Source organism: Sphingomonas sp. PL-96, from assembly GCF_020707215.1.
Lineage (GTDB): Bacteria > Pseudomonadota > Alphaproteobacteria > Sphingomonadales > Sphingomonadaceae > Sphingomonas.
The window spans coordinates 304,070-321,222 of sequence record NZ_JAJFET010000003.1; the positions used below are offsets into that span (position 1 = coordinate 304,070).

The 17,153-nt window shown below is 67.6% G+C and carries 12 protein-coding genes; 10 read left to right on the forward strand and 2 right to left on the reverse strand.

Translation table 11 applies throughout. The features are described from left to right. Nucleotides 1–2: 2 nt before the first annotated feature. The 4 genes from paoC to LK533_RS08890 all read left to right on the forward strand — a co-directional run bounded on the left by paoC (nucleotide 3) and on the right by LK533_RS08890 (nucleotide 5,123). The gene (paoC, locus tag LK533_RS08875) at nucleotides 3–2,213 is read left to right on the forward strand and encodes an aldehyde oxidoreductase molybdenum-binding subunit PaoC (protein WP_229362431.1); all 2,211 of its coding nucleotides are present in this window, start codon (nucleotides 3–5) and stop codon (nucleotides 2,211–2,213) included. A 76-nt stretch (nucleotides 2,214–2,289) separates the two neighbouring features. After that, a complete protein-coding gene (locus LK533_RS08880) occupies nucleotides 2,290–4,056 on the forward strand; it encodes an adenylyl cyclase (RefSeq protein ID WP_229362432.1) in 1,767 nt (588 codons plus the stop codon). Beyond that, nucleotides 4,053–4,874 (forward strand): glycoside hydrolase family 16 protein, encoded by an 822-nt coding sequence (locus tag LK533_RS08885; protein ID WP_229362433.1) that lies wholly within the window; start codon nucleotides 4,053–4,055, stop codon nucleotides 4,872–4,874. Before LK533_RS08880 ends, LK533_RS08885 begins: the two co-directional genes overlap by 4 nt. A 48-nt stretch (nucleotides 4,875–4,922) precedes the next feature. Continuing rightward, nucleotides 4,923–5,123 carry a hypothetical protein gene (locus tag LK533_RS08890; RefSeq protein WP_229362434.1) on the forward strand — a complete coding sequence of 67 codons (201 nt, stop codon included), beginning with the start codon at nucleotides 4,923–4,925 and terminating at the stop codon, nucleotides 5,121–5,123. 18 nt (nucleotides 5,124–5,141) lie between these two features. On the opposite strand, the gene LK533_RS08895 is transcribed toward LK533_RS08890, so the two are convergent. Then, the gene (locus LK533_RS08895; protein ID WP_229362435.1) at nucleotides 5,142–7,097 is read right to left on the reverse strand and encodes a beta-L-arabinofuranosidase domain-containing protein; all 1,956 of its coding nucleotides are present in this window, start codon (nucleotides 7,095–7,097) and stop codon (nucleotides 5,142–5,144) included. Between the two features lie 182 nt (nucleotides 7,098–7,279). Here LK533_RS08895 and smpB point away from each other — a divergent pair, with 182 nt between their 5' ends. The 6 genes from smpB (at nucleotide 7,280) to recA (ending at nucleotide 14,623) form a co-directional block, all read left to right on the forward strand. Further along, a complete protein-coding gene (smpB, locus tag LK533_RS08900; protein WP_229362436.1) occupies nucleotides 7,280–7,762 on the forward strand; it encodes an SsrA-binding protein SmpB in 483 nt (160 codons plus the stop codon). 56 nt (nucleotides 7,763–7,818) lie between these two features. Then, nucleotides 7,819–8,349, forward strand: coding sequence for a DUF2062 domain-containing protein (locus LK533_RS08905; RefSeq protein ID WP_229362489.1), 531 nt, complete (start codon nucleotides 7,819–7,821; stop codon nucleotides 8,347–8,349). Nucleotides 8,350–8,405: 56 nt separating this feature from the next. Next, on the forward strand, nucleotides 8,406–10,478 hold the full coding sequence (locus LK533_RS08910) for a M13 family metallopeptidase (protein WP_229362437.1): 2,073 nt from the start codon (nucleotides 8,406–8,408) through the stop codon (nucleotides 10,476–10,478). Between the two features lie 94 nt (nucleotides 10,479–10,572). Then, complete coding sequence (locus LK533_RS08915) at nucleotides 10,573–12,966, forward strand: response regulator (RefSeq protein WP_229362490.1); 2,394 nt, start codon at nucleotides 10,573–10,575, stop codon at nucleotides 12,964–12,966. Between the two features lie 40 nt (nucleotides 12,967–13,006). Next, nucleotides 13,007–13,360, forward strand: coding sequence for a response regulator (locus LK533_RS08920; RefSeq protein ID WP_229362438.1), 354 nt, complete (start codon nucleotides 13,007–13,009; stop codon nucleotides 13,358–13,360). Nucleotides 13,361–13,528: 168 nt separating this feature from the next. Then, nucleotides 13,529–14,623, forward strand: coding sequence for a recombinase RecA (recA, locus tag LK533_RS08925; RefSeq protein WP_324255274.1), 1,095 nt, complete (start codon nucleotides 13,529–13,531; stop codon nucleotides 14,621–14,623). A gap of 519 nt (nucleotides 14,624–15,142) precedes the next feature. On the opposite strand, the gene LK533_RS08930 is transcribed toward recA, so the two are convergent. Next, on the reverse strand, nucleotides 15,143–17,116 hold the full coding sequence (locus LK533_RS08930; RefSeq protein ID WP_229362439.1) for a M1 family metallopeptidase: 1,974 nt from the start codon (nucleotides 17,114–17,116) through the stop codon (nucleotides 15,143–15,145). Nucleotides 17,117–17,153: the final 37 nt, after the last annotated feature.

Here is a 17,153-nt window from a genome sequence, read left to right on the forward strand (position 1 = left end):
CGATGAAGTTCGAAACCCCTGCGGGCACGAACCCGATCGACCAGCTGAAGGTGGTCGGGCGCCCCACGCCGCGCATCGACGGTCCACGCAAGACCACCGGCACCGCGCCCTATGCCTATGAGCGCCATGATGTCGCGCCGAACCAGGCCTATGGCTTCATCCTGGGCTCCGCCATTGCCAAAGGCCGCATCAACCGCATCGACACGCGTGAGGCAGAGGCCGCGCCGGGCGTGCTCGCCATCGTCAGTCATGAGAATGCGGGCAAGCTCGAGAAGGGCAGCAAGAACACCGCCAAGCTGCTCGCCGGACCGACGGTGGACCATTATCACCAGGCAGTGGCGATCGTCGTCGCCGAAACGTTCGAGCAGGCGCGCGCCGCCGCCGGGCTGATCCGCATCGACTATACCCGTAGCACCGGCCGCTTCGACCTCGCCAAGGAGGCCGAGAATGCGCCGCTCTACGGCGGCAACAGCGGCGAAGGCTCGGGCGCCCCGCCGATCGAGCGCGTCGGCACGTTCGAGGCGGCGTTCGACAAGGCGCCGGTCAAGCTCGACGCCTTCTACACCACGCCCGACGAAACCCATGCGATGATGGAGCCGCACGCCAGTATCGCGGCGTGGAACGGCGACAAGCTGACGGTCTGGACCTCCAACCAGATGATCGCCTGGGGCAAGGAGGATCTGGCCAAGACGCTGGGCATCCCGGCCGAGAACGTCCGGATGGACTCGCCCTTTGTCGGCGGTGGCTTTGGCGGCAAGCTGTTCCTGCGCGCCGACGCGGTGATGGCGGCACTGGGCGCGCGCGCCGCCGGCCGCCCGGTCAAGGTCGCGCTCACCCGGCCGATGAGCATCAACAACACCACGCACCGTCCCGCGACCATCCAGCGCGTGCGGCTGGGTGCGACGCGCGACGGCAAGCTGACCGCGATCGCGCACGAAAGCACCTCGGGCGATCTGCCCGAGGGTGGGCCGGAGACGGCCGTGTCGCAGACCAAGCTCCTCTACGCCGCGCCGAACCGGATGACGGCGATGCGGCTGGCGGTGCTCGACCTGCCGGAGGGCAATGCCATGCGCGCGCCGGGCGAGGCGCCCGGCATGATGGCGCTGGAAGTGGCGATGGACGAGATGGCGGAAAAGCTGGGCATGGACCCGGTCGCCTTCCGCATCGCCAATGACACGATGGTCGATCCGGAAGACCCGAAGCGGCAGTTCTCGCAGCGTCATCTGGTCGAATGCCTGCGCACCGGCGCCGATCGGTTCGGCTGGTCGCGCCGCAACCCCAAGCCCGCACAGGTTCGGGACGGCCGCTGGCTCGTGGGGATGGGCATGGCGGTGGGCTTTCGCAACAACATCAACCAGAAGTCGGCGGCCCGCGTCGGCATCGACGCCAAGGGCATGGTCACGGTCGCGACCGACATGACCGACATCGGAACGGGCAGCTACACGATCATCGCCCAGACTGCGGCCGAGACGATGGGCGTGCCGCTCGACAAGGTCATCGTGCTGCTGGGCGACTCCGACTTCCCGGTCTCGGCCGGCTCGGGCGGGCAGTGGGGCGGCAACAGCTCCACCGCCGGCGTGTACGCCGCCTGCATGAAGCTGCGCGAGACCGTGGCGGCAAAGCTTGGCTTCAACTCGGCCGATGCCGTGTTCGAGGACAGCGAGGTTCGCTCCGGCAACCGGACCGCATCGCTCAAGGAGGCGGCCGGCCTCTCCGCCGAAGCGGGGATCGAGTTCGGCGACCTCGGCAAACAATATCAGCAGTCCACCTTTGCCGGCCATTTCGTCGAGGCGGCGGTGGAGGCCTATACCGGCGAGATCCGCATCCGCCGGATGCTGGCGGTGTGTGACGCCGGGCGCATCCTCAATCCGATCGCGGCGCGCAGCCAGGTGATCGGGGCGATGACGATGGGGGCGGGCGCGGCGCTGATGGAGGAACTCGCGGTCGACAAGCGGCTGGGCTTCTTCGTCAACCACGACCTTGCCGGCTATGAGGTGCCCGTGCACGCGGACATCCCGCATCAGGAAGTGGTCTTCCTGGATTATCCGGACGACAAGACCTCGCCGATGAAGGCCAAGGGCGTGGGCGAGCTCGGCTTGTGCGGCGTGGGCGCGGCCATCGCCAACGCGATCTACAATGCGACGGGCGTGCGGGTACGCGACTATCCGATCACGCTGGAGAAGCATCTGGAGCGGCTGCCGGCCATCGCCTGATCTCCCGCAGGGGCTGGTGCAGCGGCGCCGGCCCCTGTAGCCCAGTCTCCACGAACTTGGCCGAAGAGCGAGGCGGATGGAGAGACTGGGGACAAGCCGGCGCGGTGCGCTGGCGGGGATGGCGGCGACCGGGCTGATGCCGGCGATCGCGCGCGCGGCGCCGCGCGGTGAGCCCGATTTCGGGCCGAACGTGGTGGTGATGGACCCCGCGATGCCTGCGCAGGCAGTGCAGGCGCGGCTCGACGCTATTTTTCGCGAGCAGGAACGCAGCCACTTCACCGATCGCCGCTACGCAATCCTGTTCAAGCCCGGCCGTCACTCGGTCGATGTCAATGTCGGCTTCTTCACCCAGGTGGCGGGGCTCGGTCGATTGCCCGGCGAGGTGACGATCGACGGCCATGTCCATGCCGAGGCGGACTGGTTGGGCGGCATGGCGCTGGTCAACTTCTGGCGCGGCGTCGAGAACCTCGCCGTCCGTCCGCCGGACGGCAAGGATCGCTGGGCGGTGTCGCAGGCGGCCCCGTATCGCCGCATTCACCTGACGGGCGACCTCGCGCTCGACGATGGCGGCTGGTCGAGCGGCGGCTTCATGGCGGATTGCCGGATCGACGGCACCATCCGCTCGGGCTCTCAGCAGCAATGGTTCACCCGCGGCAGCCGGATCGGGGCGTGGGAGGGCTCCAACTGGAACATGGTGTTCGCCGGGGTGGAGGGCGCCCCGGCGACGAGCTTCCCCGAGCCTCCCTATACCGCCGTCCCGACGGTACCGCTGGTGCGGGAGAAGCCGTTCCTGACCGTCTCCGCGGCGGGCGAGTGGGAGGTGTTCGTCCCCGCGCTGCGCCGCGAGGTGCGCGGCACCAGCTGGGGCTCGGGAGCACCCGCCGGCAAGGCGATCTTGCTCGACCACTTCTTCATCGCCAGGCCCGGCGACACGCCCGCCCGGATCAACGCGGCGCTCGCCAGCGGCAAGCACCTGCTGCTCACTCCCGGCATCTATCCGGTCGCCGAGCCGCTGCGCATCGTCCGTGCAGGCACGGTCGTGCTGGGGCTGGGGCTCGCCACGCTGCTGGCGCAAGGCGGCAGCAAGGCGCTGGTGGTCGACGACGTGCCGGGCGTCAGCATCGCCGGCATCCTGGTCGATGCCGGGCCGCAACGCTCGCCGGTGCTGGTCGAGGTGGGGCCGCGTGGCGCCTCGCGCGATCACGCCGCTGATCCGACGCTGCTCGCCGACTTGTTCTTCCGCGTCGGCGGCGCCGCGGTCGGCAATGCCGAGACCTGCCTGGAGATCAACAGCCATCATGTAATCGGCGACCATCTATGGATCTGGCGTGCGGACCACGGCGACCGCGAGGGCGGCCGCGTCCATGTCGGCTGGGACGAGAGCGCGGGCGAGCAGGGGCTGGTGGTGAACGGCGACGACGGCACCATCTACGGCCTCTTCGTCGAGCACTTCCGCAAGTACCAGACGCTGTGGAATGGCGAGCGCGGCCGCACCTTCTTCTACCAGTGCGAGATCCCCTACGACCCGCCGAGCCAGGCAGCCTATATGGCTGACGCGACGCGGGGATGGGCGGCGTACAAGGTCGCCGATCATGTCCGGCAGCATCAGGCAGTGGGCATGGGCGTCTATGCCAACTTCACCGCCGATCCGTCGATCGTGCTCGAAAGTGCGATCGAGGCGCCGCGCGTGCCCGGCGTCCGCTTCGACAGCGTGACGACGATCTCGCTGGGCGGCGGTAAGGGCACGATCGCGCATCTGGTGAACGATACCGGCGCGGCGGCTCGGCCCGGCGCCATCCGCCAGACCCTGCGCCACTATCCGATTGAGGGAGGAACACGATGAGCTGGATGTTGCTGGCGTTGCAGACCGCCACGCTGGGCGCCACCAACTATGGCGCCGATGCGCCGATGGTGGCTCCCTCGTCACCGGCGACCCTTGCGGATGAGTTCGACGGCAAGCGGGTGGACCAGAAAATCTGGCGGTTCGACACGTCGCGCAACGCGCAGGGCTGGTTCAACAACGAGAAGCAGTATTACGCGGCCGATCGCCGGGAGAACACGCGCATCGAGGACGGGGTGCTGGTGATCGAGGCGCGGCGGGAAACGCTCCCCAAGGCCGGGTTCCCCGATTGGGGAGGCCAAGCATACACCTCCGCCAAGCTGGTGACCCGCGAGCAGCTCGGCTACGGCTTCTACGAGGTGCGCGCCAAGCTGCCGTGCGGGCGCGGTGCCTGGCCTGCGATCTGGATGGTGGGTGAGGACGCGCCATGGCCGGGTGTGGGCGAGATCGACATCATGGAGATGGTCGGCTGGGATCCGAACGTGATCCACGCCACACTTCACAGCGGCGCCTTCAACCATCGCCTGGGGACGCAGCGCGGGGCGCAGAAGACGGTGGCGACTGCCTGCACCGCCTTCCACAGCTACCAGCTCGACTGGAAGCCGGACTCGATCACCATCGGCATCGACGGCCGGGCGTACATGCGCGTCGCAAACGACCAGCCGGGGGGCAAGGCGGCATGGCCCTTCACGCGGCCCTATCCGCTGATCCTGAACCTGGCGGTGGGCGGGGACTGGGGTGGTGCCAAGGGCGTGGACGACAAGGTGTTTCCGCAGCGCCTGTCGGTCGATTACGTACGCTACTGGAAGCACGACGGCTGATCGCATCGCGGCTGGACAGCGTCGCGCCGCCGCCGCTATCCGCCCGCGATGGCAATCATCGCAACGATCATGAACACCGCCACCGGTCAGCCCATCCAGCGTATGACCTTTGGCCGCATGCCCAAGCCCTGGGCGTCCTTCACCCTGGAGACCGGCGAACTCGTCACCGCCGACCGCGTCGAGGTAGGCAAGCCCGCGCCCGGCAAAGTCGTGGTGCCGGTGTCCGTATGGGTGACGCCCAAGAAATAGCCGTCGCGCCGGCGTAACTCAGCTCTCCCCAACGCCCGGGAAGGCGGCGACCCGCAGCTTGGGCGCGCCATAGGGGATCAGCACCAGCCGCTCGGCCGTCCCCTTTGCGATCGCAACCTCAGGCGGCGGTGCGGCCGAGCCATCGACCTCCGGCCAGTTCGAGACAGAACGGCCTTCAGTGACAAGCGCCACCGGCGGATCGCGGCGGGAAAAGGGGACGGGTCCGACCGATCGCTCGATGCGGTGGAAGCGCGCATCCGGCGCCAGGCCGTACGCCCAGGACCCTGCCGGATGCACCTCCCAATCGGCGGTCAGCCCACGCGGCCGCCACTTCTCCCAGCGTTCGGCAACCGGCAGGGCGAACACCAGCGGTCCCTGCTCGACCGTCCGCGCGCCGTGGAACCCTGCTACCGTTCGCACGCTGCTGGTCAGCGCGATGTCGATGCGGTCCCCGGCTTTCCAATCACGCTCGATCCGGGCGAAGCTCCCGGGCTTCGCCTCCGGCGCTGCGGCCCCGTTTACGCGGACCGCCACGGTTTGGGCCCAGACTGGAATCCGCAGGTGGATCGGGAACCGCGCCGGCCGTGCCGGGTCGACATGGATCGCAATGGTTTCTCGGAACGGATAGTCGGTTTCCTCGCGGATGCGGACCGGCACATCGGCAACGGTGGTCGTCACCTCGCACGGGGCGTGGATCGCGGCGACCAGGCCGCCGTCTTCGGACGCCATCCACAGGCTGGCGGTGAGGCGCGGCCAGCCCTGGTGGAAGTTAGCCGTACAGCAGCCGAAATGCGGCTCCAGTCCGAACAGATTCGCCTCGCGACCATTGGTGGTCCACGGCCCCTTGGCACGGCTGCAACGGATCTGGTTCGGCTGTTGGTCGTACTGATGCGCCCACATGTCGTCGGTGAAGGTCGCCGGCAGCGCGTTGTAGGCGATGCGCTCGATCCGGTCTCCGATCGCGGGATCGCCCGTGATCGCCAGCGCATGCTCGAGCGAATAGAGTGCCTCGACGATCGCGCAGAGTTCCAGCCCCTGGCTCGGGCTGCGGCCCGCAAGATGCTCGTCCGCGGAATAGAGGCCGATCGGCAAGCCATGGTAGCGATCGAGCGCGTCGATCTGGCGGTGAAAGGCCGCGCGATCCTTCGCGGACCCGGAAATCAGGGACCAGATCGGCGACACCTTGAGCGCCTGCGCGTTGTTGACGCCGTGCACCGACAGAGCCGGGTCGCGCAGACCCTGTGGCGGCTCGCCCGGCACGTCGGGGCGGTCCATGCCGATGGCTGCCAGCGTCGTCTTGGTGCGGTAGGGATAGTCGGCAAACAGCCCCTGCCAGTCATAGCCCTGCCGCTGCAGCAGCCGGGCAAGCTCCAGCAGCTTGGCGTCACCGGTGCGGTTGTAGAGCCAGACGATGGAGGCGACCTCATCCTGCCAGCGGAACTTCCCCCAGTCGCGCAAGGGCCGGCCGGGCAGCGCCTCCAGCTGATGATGGAAGTAGCGCGTCATCACCGGGATCACGCGGGCATCGCCGGTAAGCTCGTGATATTGGGTGAGCACCTTCAGCATCACCATGCGCGGCCACCAGTCGTCATTGCTGCGGGGCCCGATCATCCCGTTCGGCCACGGATGATCCAGCGTCCAGTCGAGGAAGCGCTGCGCCTTGGCCTTCAGCGGCGCCGAATCCAGCTGCCAGGCGAGCGGCAGCAGCCCGTCCAGGAAATAGGGGCCCCGCTCCCAGGACTCTCCCGTGCCGCCCAGCCAGCCGCTGTTCGGACCGACATCGGGCCAGGTCTCGTCGAGGTGCCCGCCCATGCCATCGGCCTGGATCTGAAGCTGGCGGCGGAGCCATCCGACCGGCTTGATCGCGCCGGTCGGCAGCAGGCGATAGGGCTGGGGTGCCAGCGGCGCGCGGTTCTTCGGAGGAGCCGAGCTTGCGCCCGACCGAACGGCGCCCTGCGTCGGACGAATGGCCATGATCGAGGCTCCAATCGCAGTGGAGGCGCGCAAAAAGGCACGGCGGGTAGGACGTGGTCCGGGCATCGTCTCTCTCCAACTCGCGCTTTTTGCGCAAGCTTATGGAAGACGCGCGGGCTTCGCCATCCTCTTGTGCAACCCACCTTTCCTCAGGCCATGCGAGCGCCTATGTCCGGCGTCCCATGGCCCGACCCCGTCCAGCTACCTTCGACAAGCGCAAGATCGTCGCCGAGAACCGGCGCGCCCGCTTCGACTATTTCATCGAGACCACCTATGAGGCTGGGATCGCGCTTACCGGTACGGAGGTGAAGTCGCTGCGCTTCGGCGAAGGCTCGATCGCCGAAAGCTATGCCGAGGTGAAGGATGAGGAGGTGTGGCTCGTCAACTCGAACATTCCCGAGTTCAGCCACGGCAACCGCTTCAACCATGAGCCCAAGCGCCCGCGCAAGCTGCTGCTGAACTTCCGCGAGATCAACAAGATGCACGGCGCGGTGGCGCGCGAGGGCATGACGCTCGTGCCGCTCAGCGTCTATTTCAACGGGCAGGGGCGTGCGAAGGTTGAGCTGGCGCTGGCCAAGGGCAAAAAGGCCCATGACAAGCGCGACACGATCAAGGAGCGCGATTGGAAGCGTGAGCAGCAGCGCCTGCTGCGCGATCGCGGCTGACGCAGTTGGGGGACAAGCAGCTCGGCGCGCGCATCCTCCGCTGGGCGGCGGCAAACATGCCGACGCGCGAGGGAATGGGCGAAAATCGCTGGCTTCGGCCGGTGGCGCACCGCGTGCTCGCGCCGGAGCTGTGGCGCTTCACCCGCCGTTCGGTGCCCCGCGGCGTGGCGCTGGGGATGGTCACCGGTATCCTGATCCCGATGGGGCAGATCCCGGCCTCTGCCGTGCTCGCGCTGCCGCTGCGCGCCAATATCCCGGCGGCAGCGCTCACGACCTTCTTCACCAATCCGCTTACCACGCCGCCGCTGTGGGTCGCTGCTTATTGGGTAGGCGCAAAGCTCCTGCGCTTCGATGCGCAGGTGCCGGGTCACCCGCTGGCGACCCATGCCCAGGTCGATGTCGGCTGGCTCGACTGGCTGCTGGTCGACGCCGGTCCGGCGACGCTGGTGGGACTGTTGTTCTTCTCACTGGTCGGGGCACTGCTCGGCTATTTCGGCAGCGCGTTCGGCTGGCGGCTATGGATCGGCCGCAAGTGGCGCCGCCGCCATCGCCGCCACGCACGCGTCGACGGTACGTCTTTGAATTGACGGGGGTTCGCCGCGCACTAAGACAGCCGCAATCGACTTTGTCTGAAGGACTCACCATGCGGCGTTCGCTTCTGTTATCCTCCCTGCTCGCCGGCTCCGCGCTGCTCGGCGCGTGCGCCACTACCGGTGCCGAGCAGACGCAGACTGCACGCGAGGCTGCAACCAGCCCCGTCCAGGCCGCCAGCACCGCCAAGCCGCAGATCGGCAGCTTCGGCTTTGACGAAGCCGGCATGGACCGCGCGATCGCACCGGGCGACGACTTCTACGGCTTTGCCAACGGCACCTGGGTGAAGACGACGCAGATCCCGGCCGACAAGTCCAACTATGGCATGTTCACCGTGCTGGAGGACCTGTCGCGTACTCGCACGCGGGAGATCCTGGACGGGGTGCGCAGCGACGCGAACTCCAAGATCGGCGTCGCTTATGCCACGTACCTCGACCAGGCCGGGATCGATGCCAAGGGACTGGCGCCCATCCAGCCGTGGCTCGGCACGATCAAGGCGCTCGGGAACAAGAGCGGCTATGCGGCGCTGGCGGGCCAGGCTTCGGTCAACGGCGTCGACGGTCCCTTCGGCGGCTATGTCGGTCCCGACGACAAGAACCCGGAAGTCTATGCGCTGAACCTCAGCCAGTCCGGCCTGGGGCTGCCCGACCGCGACTATTATCTCTCGACCGACGCCAAGATGGTCGAGACGCGCAACGCTTATGTCGCGCACCTCGCCAAGATGCTGACGCTGGCAGGCGAGCCGAACGCGCAGGCACGCGCGGCTGCGATCCTCGCCTATGAGACGAGCGTCGCCAAGGCACACTGGACTCGCGTCGAGAGCCGCAATGCGGACAAGACCTACAACAAGATGACGCTGGCCCAGCTGCAGAAGCAGGCGCCGGGCTTTGACTTCCCGACCTATTTCAAGACCATGGGCGCCACTGTTGACACGGTGATCGTCGCGCAGCCGAGCGCGGTTGCAGGCATCGCCAAGGCGATTACGGCAGCCCCGCTGGCAGTGCTCAAGGATCAGCTGCTGGTCCGCTCGCTCGATCAATATGCCGGCGTGCTGCCGGCTGCGTTCGACCAGGAGAATTTCGCGTTCTACGGCACGACCCTGTCGGGCACGCCGGAGCAGCAGCAGCGCTGGGAGCGCGCGGTCGACTTCACCAGCGATGCGCTCGCCGACGAGGTCAGCAAGGTCTATGTCGCCAAATATTTCCCGCCGGAGACCAAGGCCGCAGCGGACGAGCTCGTCCGCAATGTGACCGAGGCAATGGGCCGCCGGCTCGACCAGCTCGAGTGGATGGCGCCCGAGACCAAGGCAAAGGCACGCGCCAAGCTCGCCGCCTTTACGCCCAAGATCGGCTATCCGGATCGCTGGAAGGATTATTCCAACCTGGAGATCCGCGGCGGTGACGCACTCGGCAACGCCGTTCGCGCCGCCAATTGGGCGCACGCCGACAACTTCTCCAAGCTGGGTCGTCCGATCCAGAAGTGGGAGTGGTTCATGACCCCGATGACGGTGAACGCCTATGCGAACCCCGTCATGAACGAGATCGTGTTCCCGGCCGCAATCCTGCAGCCGCCGTTCTTCGACCCGAACGCCGATCCGGCGGTGAACTATGGCGGCATCGGCGCCGTCATCGGCCACGAGATCAGCCACCACTTCGACGACCAGGGCCGCAAGTACGATGCCAAGGGCAGCCTGACCGACTGGTGGACGCCCGAGGACGTCAAGCGCTTCGACGAGCGCACCAATGCGCTGGTGCGCCAGTATGACGCTTATGAGCCGCTGCCCGGCCTGCACGTGAAGGGTGCGCTGACGCTGGGCGAGAACATCGCCGATCTCGCCGGCCTGACCGCCGCGTGGGACGCCTACCAGCACTCGCTGGGCGGCAAGCCTGCCGGCGAGGTGGGCGGCTATACGCCGGAGCAGCGCTTCTACCTCGGCTGGGCGCAGGTGTGGCGGCGCAGCTATCGCGAGGCGAACCTGCGCCAGCGCCTGCTCACCGATCCGCACTCGCCGTCCGAGCAGCGCGCCTGGGTCGTGCGCAACCTCGACCCCTGGTACACGGCCTTCAAGCCGGGCGCAGACAGCAAGCTCTATCTTGCACCCGACGCGCGCGTCCGCATCTGGTGATCCGACCCCGCCGCGCGCCACATGACCCGTGGTGCGCGGCGGCCTGCGGGTACGCCGCTTGACGGTGACCGGCGGCGCGCCCAACAACGCGGCGATGGCCCGCGTTCCCACTGCCACAGACGGTTCGGCCACGGTCGATCGTCTTCCGTTCCTTGTCGCGTTCGGCATCGGCCTCGCCGCGGCCCTCCTGGTCCTCAACATGGTCGGGGAGCCCGTCGTCGCGGCTGGCTTCCTGGCGGCTGCGCTGCTGATTCCGGCCGCGGTGTTCGCCTGGTCGCGTGTCCGTGCCGTACCGCGGGCGGAGGCCCCGCCCGTTGACTGGGCGCTTGCCCATGCGCTTGCCGAGGCGAGCGAGGAGGCGCTGGCGGTGACCGATCGCGCGGGCCAGCTGGTCTGCGCCAACGGCCGCTTCGCCGAGCGGTTCGGCGGCTATCCCACCCCGCCCGGACTGCCGCTTGAGGATGAGGGCGCCGCGCAGCTGGCGGCGGCTGGTCGCGCCGCCTGGCGGGACGGGCGTGCCGCCGTCTGGATACGGGCCGACGGAACGGCATTGGAAGCCGCGATCGAGCGGGTCGGCGACGGGTGTCTGGTGTGGCGCTTCTTTGGCAGCGGTCGCGCAACCGCGTCGATCGAGGCCGAGCAATGGCTTGCCGGGCCGCAGGGCGACCGTCTGGGCGGTGTCGGTATCATGGCCGCGCTGCTGGGTGCCGATGGACGCATCCGCGCTGCCAATCGCGTGCTGCGAAGCCGCGCCATGGGGCATGAGGAAGGCTCGATCGTCGGGCGGGACTTCGCCCGCTTCCTGACCACCGATGGCGACGGCCGCATCCGCTTCGAACGCGAGGGCGCTGCCGGCAATCCGCTTCGCCTGCTGCAGGTGCCTTTCCTTCCCGACGAAGCGACCGCCATGCTGGTCATGCTGCTCGACGAGGAGGCGAACGAGGCGGCGCTGCCGATCGCGGGTGGGACGGCGGGGCACGTCCGTGCGCTCGTGTCGCTGCTGCCAGTGGGCATGGCCCTGGTCGATCGCGATGGCCGCTTCCTGCACATGAACCACGCGTTCGCGCGTGCGACCGGGGTCAACACCGACGCACCGCCGCTCTATCCGGGCGATCTGGTGGTGCGCGAGGACAAGGGCGCGCTTGCCGCCGCGATCCGCCGGTTCGCGAGCGGCGCCCAGCATGCCTCCGACATGGCGGTGCGGCTGCTCCACCATCCCGACGAGCCGATCGCGCTCACCATCGGCGGCGGGCGCGGTCTTGGCGATGCTGCGGTGCTGCTGACGCTGAAGGACACCGGCGAGGAGTCACGCCTGAAGCGCCAGGTGGCGCAGGCGACCAAGATGCAGGCGGTCGGCCAGCTCGCTGGCGGCGTCGCCCATGATTTCAACAACATATTGACCGCTATTATCGGTCATTGTGATCTGATGCTGATGCGCCACACGCCCGGTGATAGCGATTATGACGACATCCAGCAGATCCGCGCCAACTCCAATCGCGCAGCCAGCCTGACCCGCCAGCTTCTCGCCTTTTCGCGCCAGCAGACGCTGCGTCCGCAGGTGTTGCAGCTGCCCGACGTCATCTCCGAAGTGTCCAACCTGCTGAAGCGGCTGTTGGGCGAGGCGGTGGAACTGGTCGTTCGCCACGGGCGCAACCTGGGTCCCGTGCGCGCGGATCCGGGGCAGCTCGAGCAGGTCGTCGTCAATCTGGCGGTCAATGCCCGCGACGCCATGGTCGCCAAGAACCCGAACGGCCGCGGCCGCCTGGTGATCGAGACGCTCGCGATCGGCGCTGCCGAAGTGCGCGCCATGGATAATGAGGTGCTGCCCGTCGGCGACTATACCGCGGTCCGCATCACCGACACCGGCACCGGCATCCCGCCCGAGATCCTGCCCAAGATCTTCGAGCCGTTCTTCACCACCAAGGAAGTGGGCAAGGGCACCGGCCTGGGCCTGTCGACGGTGTACGGCATCATCAAGCAGTCGGGCGGCTATATTTTTGCAGACTCGGTGGTTGGGCAGGGGACCTCCTTTACCCTTTATCTGCCGGTCCATGCCGCCTCTGCAGCCGCCCCGGCGGCACTGGCGCCGCCGCCGCGCCGCGAGCGGCCGAGCGACATCTGGGGCACCGGCACGATCCTGCTCGTGGAGGACGAGGACATGGTCCGCTCGGTCGCCGAACGCGCGCTCGCGCGGCAGGGGTACAAGGTGCTGACGGCCGAGAATGGCGAGGTGGCGCTCGACCTCCTGGCAGACCGGCCGCAGATCGACCTGCTCGTCTCCGACGTGGTGATGCCGGTGATGGACGGTCCCACCATGGCCCGCCAGGTCCGGCGCCTGTATCCCGACCTCCCGATCCTGTTCATGTCGGGCTATGCGGAGGAGCAGCTGCGCCGTTCCATCGACCTTGGCAATGTCGCGTTTTTGCCCAAGCCGTTCTCGGTTCAACAGCTAGGCGAAGCTGCACGCGACGTTCTGGCAACGAAATGAGACTTGGCGGAAGCCTCGGCATCTGCTTAGACGCGCGCACATGACTGCTCCCCAGCGTATCCTCATCGTGGAGGACGAGCCCCTGATCGCGATGATGCTCGAGGATTTCCTCGACATCCTCGGCAAGAGCGTAGCCGGCACTGCCGACTGCGTTGCCGACGCGTTGCCGCAGATCGCGGAGGGCGGCATCGACGCCGCAATCCTCGACGTGAACCTGCGTGCGGGCGAGAAGAGCTGGCCGATCGCGGACGCGCTTGCCAATGCGGGTATACCGTTCGTGCTGGCGACCGGCGGGTCGGGCGATGCCGTCGAGCCGCAGCACCGCGACCGGCCGGTGCTGTCCAAGCCGTTCACCATGGACGGCGTGGAAAAGGCGCTCGCGCAGCTCGCCTGAGCGCCCCGCGCTCTCCTGAGATCCTGAGAGCCCGCCTGCTGTTCGCAGGTGTGGAGCCGTGCGCGGTTTTTCCTTTAGTTCGCCTCTTGTTCTTGCGGAACAAAGCGAATACATGGTGAGGAACGCGTTGAACGGCTCGCGCGGTTGCTCTAGCGATGGAGGCCACGAATGGCGGCAAACCTCAAGGTGATCGACAGCAAGATGGCAGCGACCAACGACAAGGCTGCGGGCGAGCGGCAGAAGGCGCTCGACGCAGCGCTGGCGCAGATCGATCGCGCATTCGGCAAGGGTTCGGCGATGAAGCTGGGCCAGAAGGAAGCGATGCAGGTCGAGGCGATCTCGACCGGGTCGCTGGGTCTCGACATCGCGCTTGGCGTCGGCGGCCTGCCGCGCGGCCGTGTGATCGAGGTGTACGGCCCGGAAAGCTCGGGCAAGACGACGCTTGCGCTCCACGTCATTGCCGAGGCGCAGAAGAACGGCGGCACCGCTGCCTTTGTCGACGCCGAGCATGCGCTCGATCCCGTCTATGCCAAGAAGCTGGGCGTCAACATCGACGAACTGATCGTCTCGCAGCCGGACACCGGCGAGCAGGCGCTCGAGATCACCGACACGCTGGTGCGGTCGAACGCAATCGACGTGCTGGTGGTGGACTCGGTGGCGGCACTGGTGCCGCGCGCGGAGATCGAGGGCGAGATGGGCGACAGCCACGTCGGCCTTCAGGCACGCCTGATGTCGCAGAGCTTGCGCAAGCTCACCGGCTCGATCAGCCGCTCGCGCTGCATGGTGATCTTCATCAACCAGCTGCGCATGAAGATCGGCGTGATGTACGGCAATCCGGAGACGACGACGGGCGGTAACGCGCTCAAGTTCTACGCCTCGGTCCGCCTCGACATCCGCCGCACCGGCCAGATCAAGGATCGCGACGACATCATCGGCAACGCAACCCGCGTGAAGGTGGTGAAGAACAAGGTCGCACCGCCGTTCAAGCAGGTCGAGTTCGACATCATGTACGGCGAGGGCATCTCCAAGATCGGCGAGATCCTCGACCTGGGCGTGAAGGCCGGGCTGGTGGAAAAGGCCGGCGCCTGGTTCAGCTACGACTCGGTTCGCATCGGCCAGGGGCGTGAGAACGCCAAGACCTTCCTCAAGGAGAATGACGAACTCCGCGAACGCCTGGAGCGCGCCATCCGCGCGCGCACCGAGAAGGTCGCCGAGGAAATGATGACCGGTCCCGATGCCGACGACGGCGACGACGATCTCTGATCGGCGTGTGAGGGAATGACAAAGGCCCGCCGGCAATGCGCCGGCGGGCCTTTTTGGTATGGCCGAGTGCCTGTCTTCGTGGAGGCGATAGGAAAGCATGGCAGCGGACGCATGCTGCAGCCTACCGCTGCTGCTGGCCGCCACGGTACAGTCCGCTGCCGGTTTCAGGATGAGCGCCAGCGTAAGCGTTTACGTTCCGCTGCACCGCTCGCGCTCAACGCTGCCCCGCATAGCCCGTACTCGGGCGCAGGCGAGATCTCTGCGAAACTACCCTTTTCGTGCTCCCGCGTAGGCGGGAGCCCAGGGCGCCACACCCCGCAAATGGTTGTTCTGCTTGGCCCTGGATCCCTGCCTCCGCAGGGACCCGGTAGGCTCTGGGGTGGCTGTTGCGCCTTTGGCTAGGCCTCGCCTGCACCCGGGTACGAGCGTGTGGCGCAGTCCGCTTTCCGCACAGGCTGCAACCTGACGGTAGCTGCGAGTTTGGCTAGGCCGCTGCCGTCGCCACATCGACAACCCGGGTCACCGCGCGCCCACCGCATTGTTGCTCCGGTCCTTGTCCGGCAGCTTGTGGTCGGGATCGAGCTCCGCTGCCACCACTTGCGATGCGCCCGCGACAGGTACTTCGGTGCTTGCCTGCCGGATCCAGGTCTCCGCCGGCAGCCGGATGTCGCGTCGGCTGCCGTCGGCGAAGCGGACGCGCAGCGTCGTCGGCATCACGAGCTTGTCGCGCGCTTCCACCGTCACCACCGAGCCTGTGCCCTGACCGGCGGGGAACGGCGCGATCCCGGTCACCGCCAGGTCCATCTGCCAGTTGTTCGCGTACCAGCCGTTCCACCACCAGGACAGGTCCTCGCCGGCGTCGCTCTCCATCGCACGGAAGAAGTCGGCGGGCTTGGGGTGCTTGAACGCCCAGGCGGCGGTGAAGCGGCGAAAGGCCGGATCGAAGCGTTCCGGCCCGAGGATCTGCTCGCGCAGCAAAACCAGCCCGAGCGCCGACTTGAAGTAGGTCACCGGGTGGCGCCACTTCTCGATCACCGTGTCCGAGCGCGACAGGATCGGCGGCGCGTCGGGATCGGCGAGCACCGGCAGGATCTCGTCGACCGGATTGCCGCCGCCCGGTGCATATTCGCCGTCGCGCTTGGGCGCATATTCGCCGCGGTTGAACGCGTCCGACTGATAGACGTCGATGAAGGTGTTGAAGCCCTCGTCCATCCACGCGTCGCGCCGCTCGTCGAAGCCGACGATCATCGGGAACCAGCTGTGGCCGATCTCGTGCGCGGTGATCCAGAACAGCGTCTTGCCGGCATCCTCGATACCGTCAAACACGATGCCCGGATATTCCATGCCGGCGGCCGGCCCGGCGACGTTGACCGCCGCCGGCCAGGGGTAGGGGAACCACTTGGCCGAAAAGCGCTCGACCGAGTCCTTCAGATACTCGGTCGATCGGCCCCAGCGATCGCGTCCCTGGCTCTCGGGCGGGTAGAATGACATGGCGAGCGCGCTTTTGCCGCCCGGCAGGTTCATGCGCGCCGCATCCCAGGCGAACGCGGTGGAGGCGCTGAACGCCACGTCGCGCGTATTCTCCATCCGATAATGCCAGGTGAGCGTGCCGCTCCGCTTGGGCCGGCTCGCGGGATCGCGCACCTCGTCGGGGCTGCGGATCATCACCGTCGTATCGCTCGCCTGTGCCTTGGCAAGGCGGCTTACCTGGGTGGGCGTCAGCACTTCCTGCGGGTTCTGCAACGCGCCCGACCCCGCGACCAGCATGTCGGCCGGGACCGTCAGCCAATAGTCGAAGTCCCCATACTCCAGGTAGAACTCCTGCGCGAGATAGGGCAGCGTGTCCCAGCCGCGCAGGTCATCGTACACCGCCATGCGCGGATACCATTGCGCGACCGAGAAGATGTCGCCGCCGTTCTTCGACGTCAGCCAGCCCGTTCGCCCACCATAGGCTTCGGCCGGGACGACATAGCGATAGCGGATCTGGATCACCGCCTTGCCGCCGGCCGCGAGCGGCTGCGCGAGGCGAAGCTGCGCGCGCGTATCCGACACGAGCGGCCGGATCGCGGTCGTGCGGCCATCGACCGTGACGGAGACCGCCTCCAGCGTAATGCCCTCGCTGTTCCCCGCCGGGACCCCGCCGTGCGAGAGCCCGCCGCGCGATCCGACCGTGTACAGATTTTGGTCGAGCTGCAGCCACAGCACGTCCAGCGCATCGGGGCTGTTGTTGCTATAGTCGATCTCGACGCTGCCGGTGATCGTCTTGGCCTTGGCATCCAGCGTCGCGCGGATGCGGTAGTCGGCGCGGTTCTGCCAATAATCGGGCCCGGGCAGACCGTTCGCCGATCGCACTCGTCCTGCCGGCTGCCCCATGTCGAAGGGCGCAAAACTCTCGCGCGGCTGATAGCTGGGTGCAGCGGTCTGCGCAGCCGCGGTGGTGGACAGAAGTGCGAGCGCCAGGGCAGCGATCGAACGGGGGATTGCGCGGGACAAGGGCTTCTCCGGGCGTAAGGGAGGACGGGCCCGCATC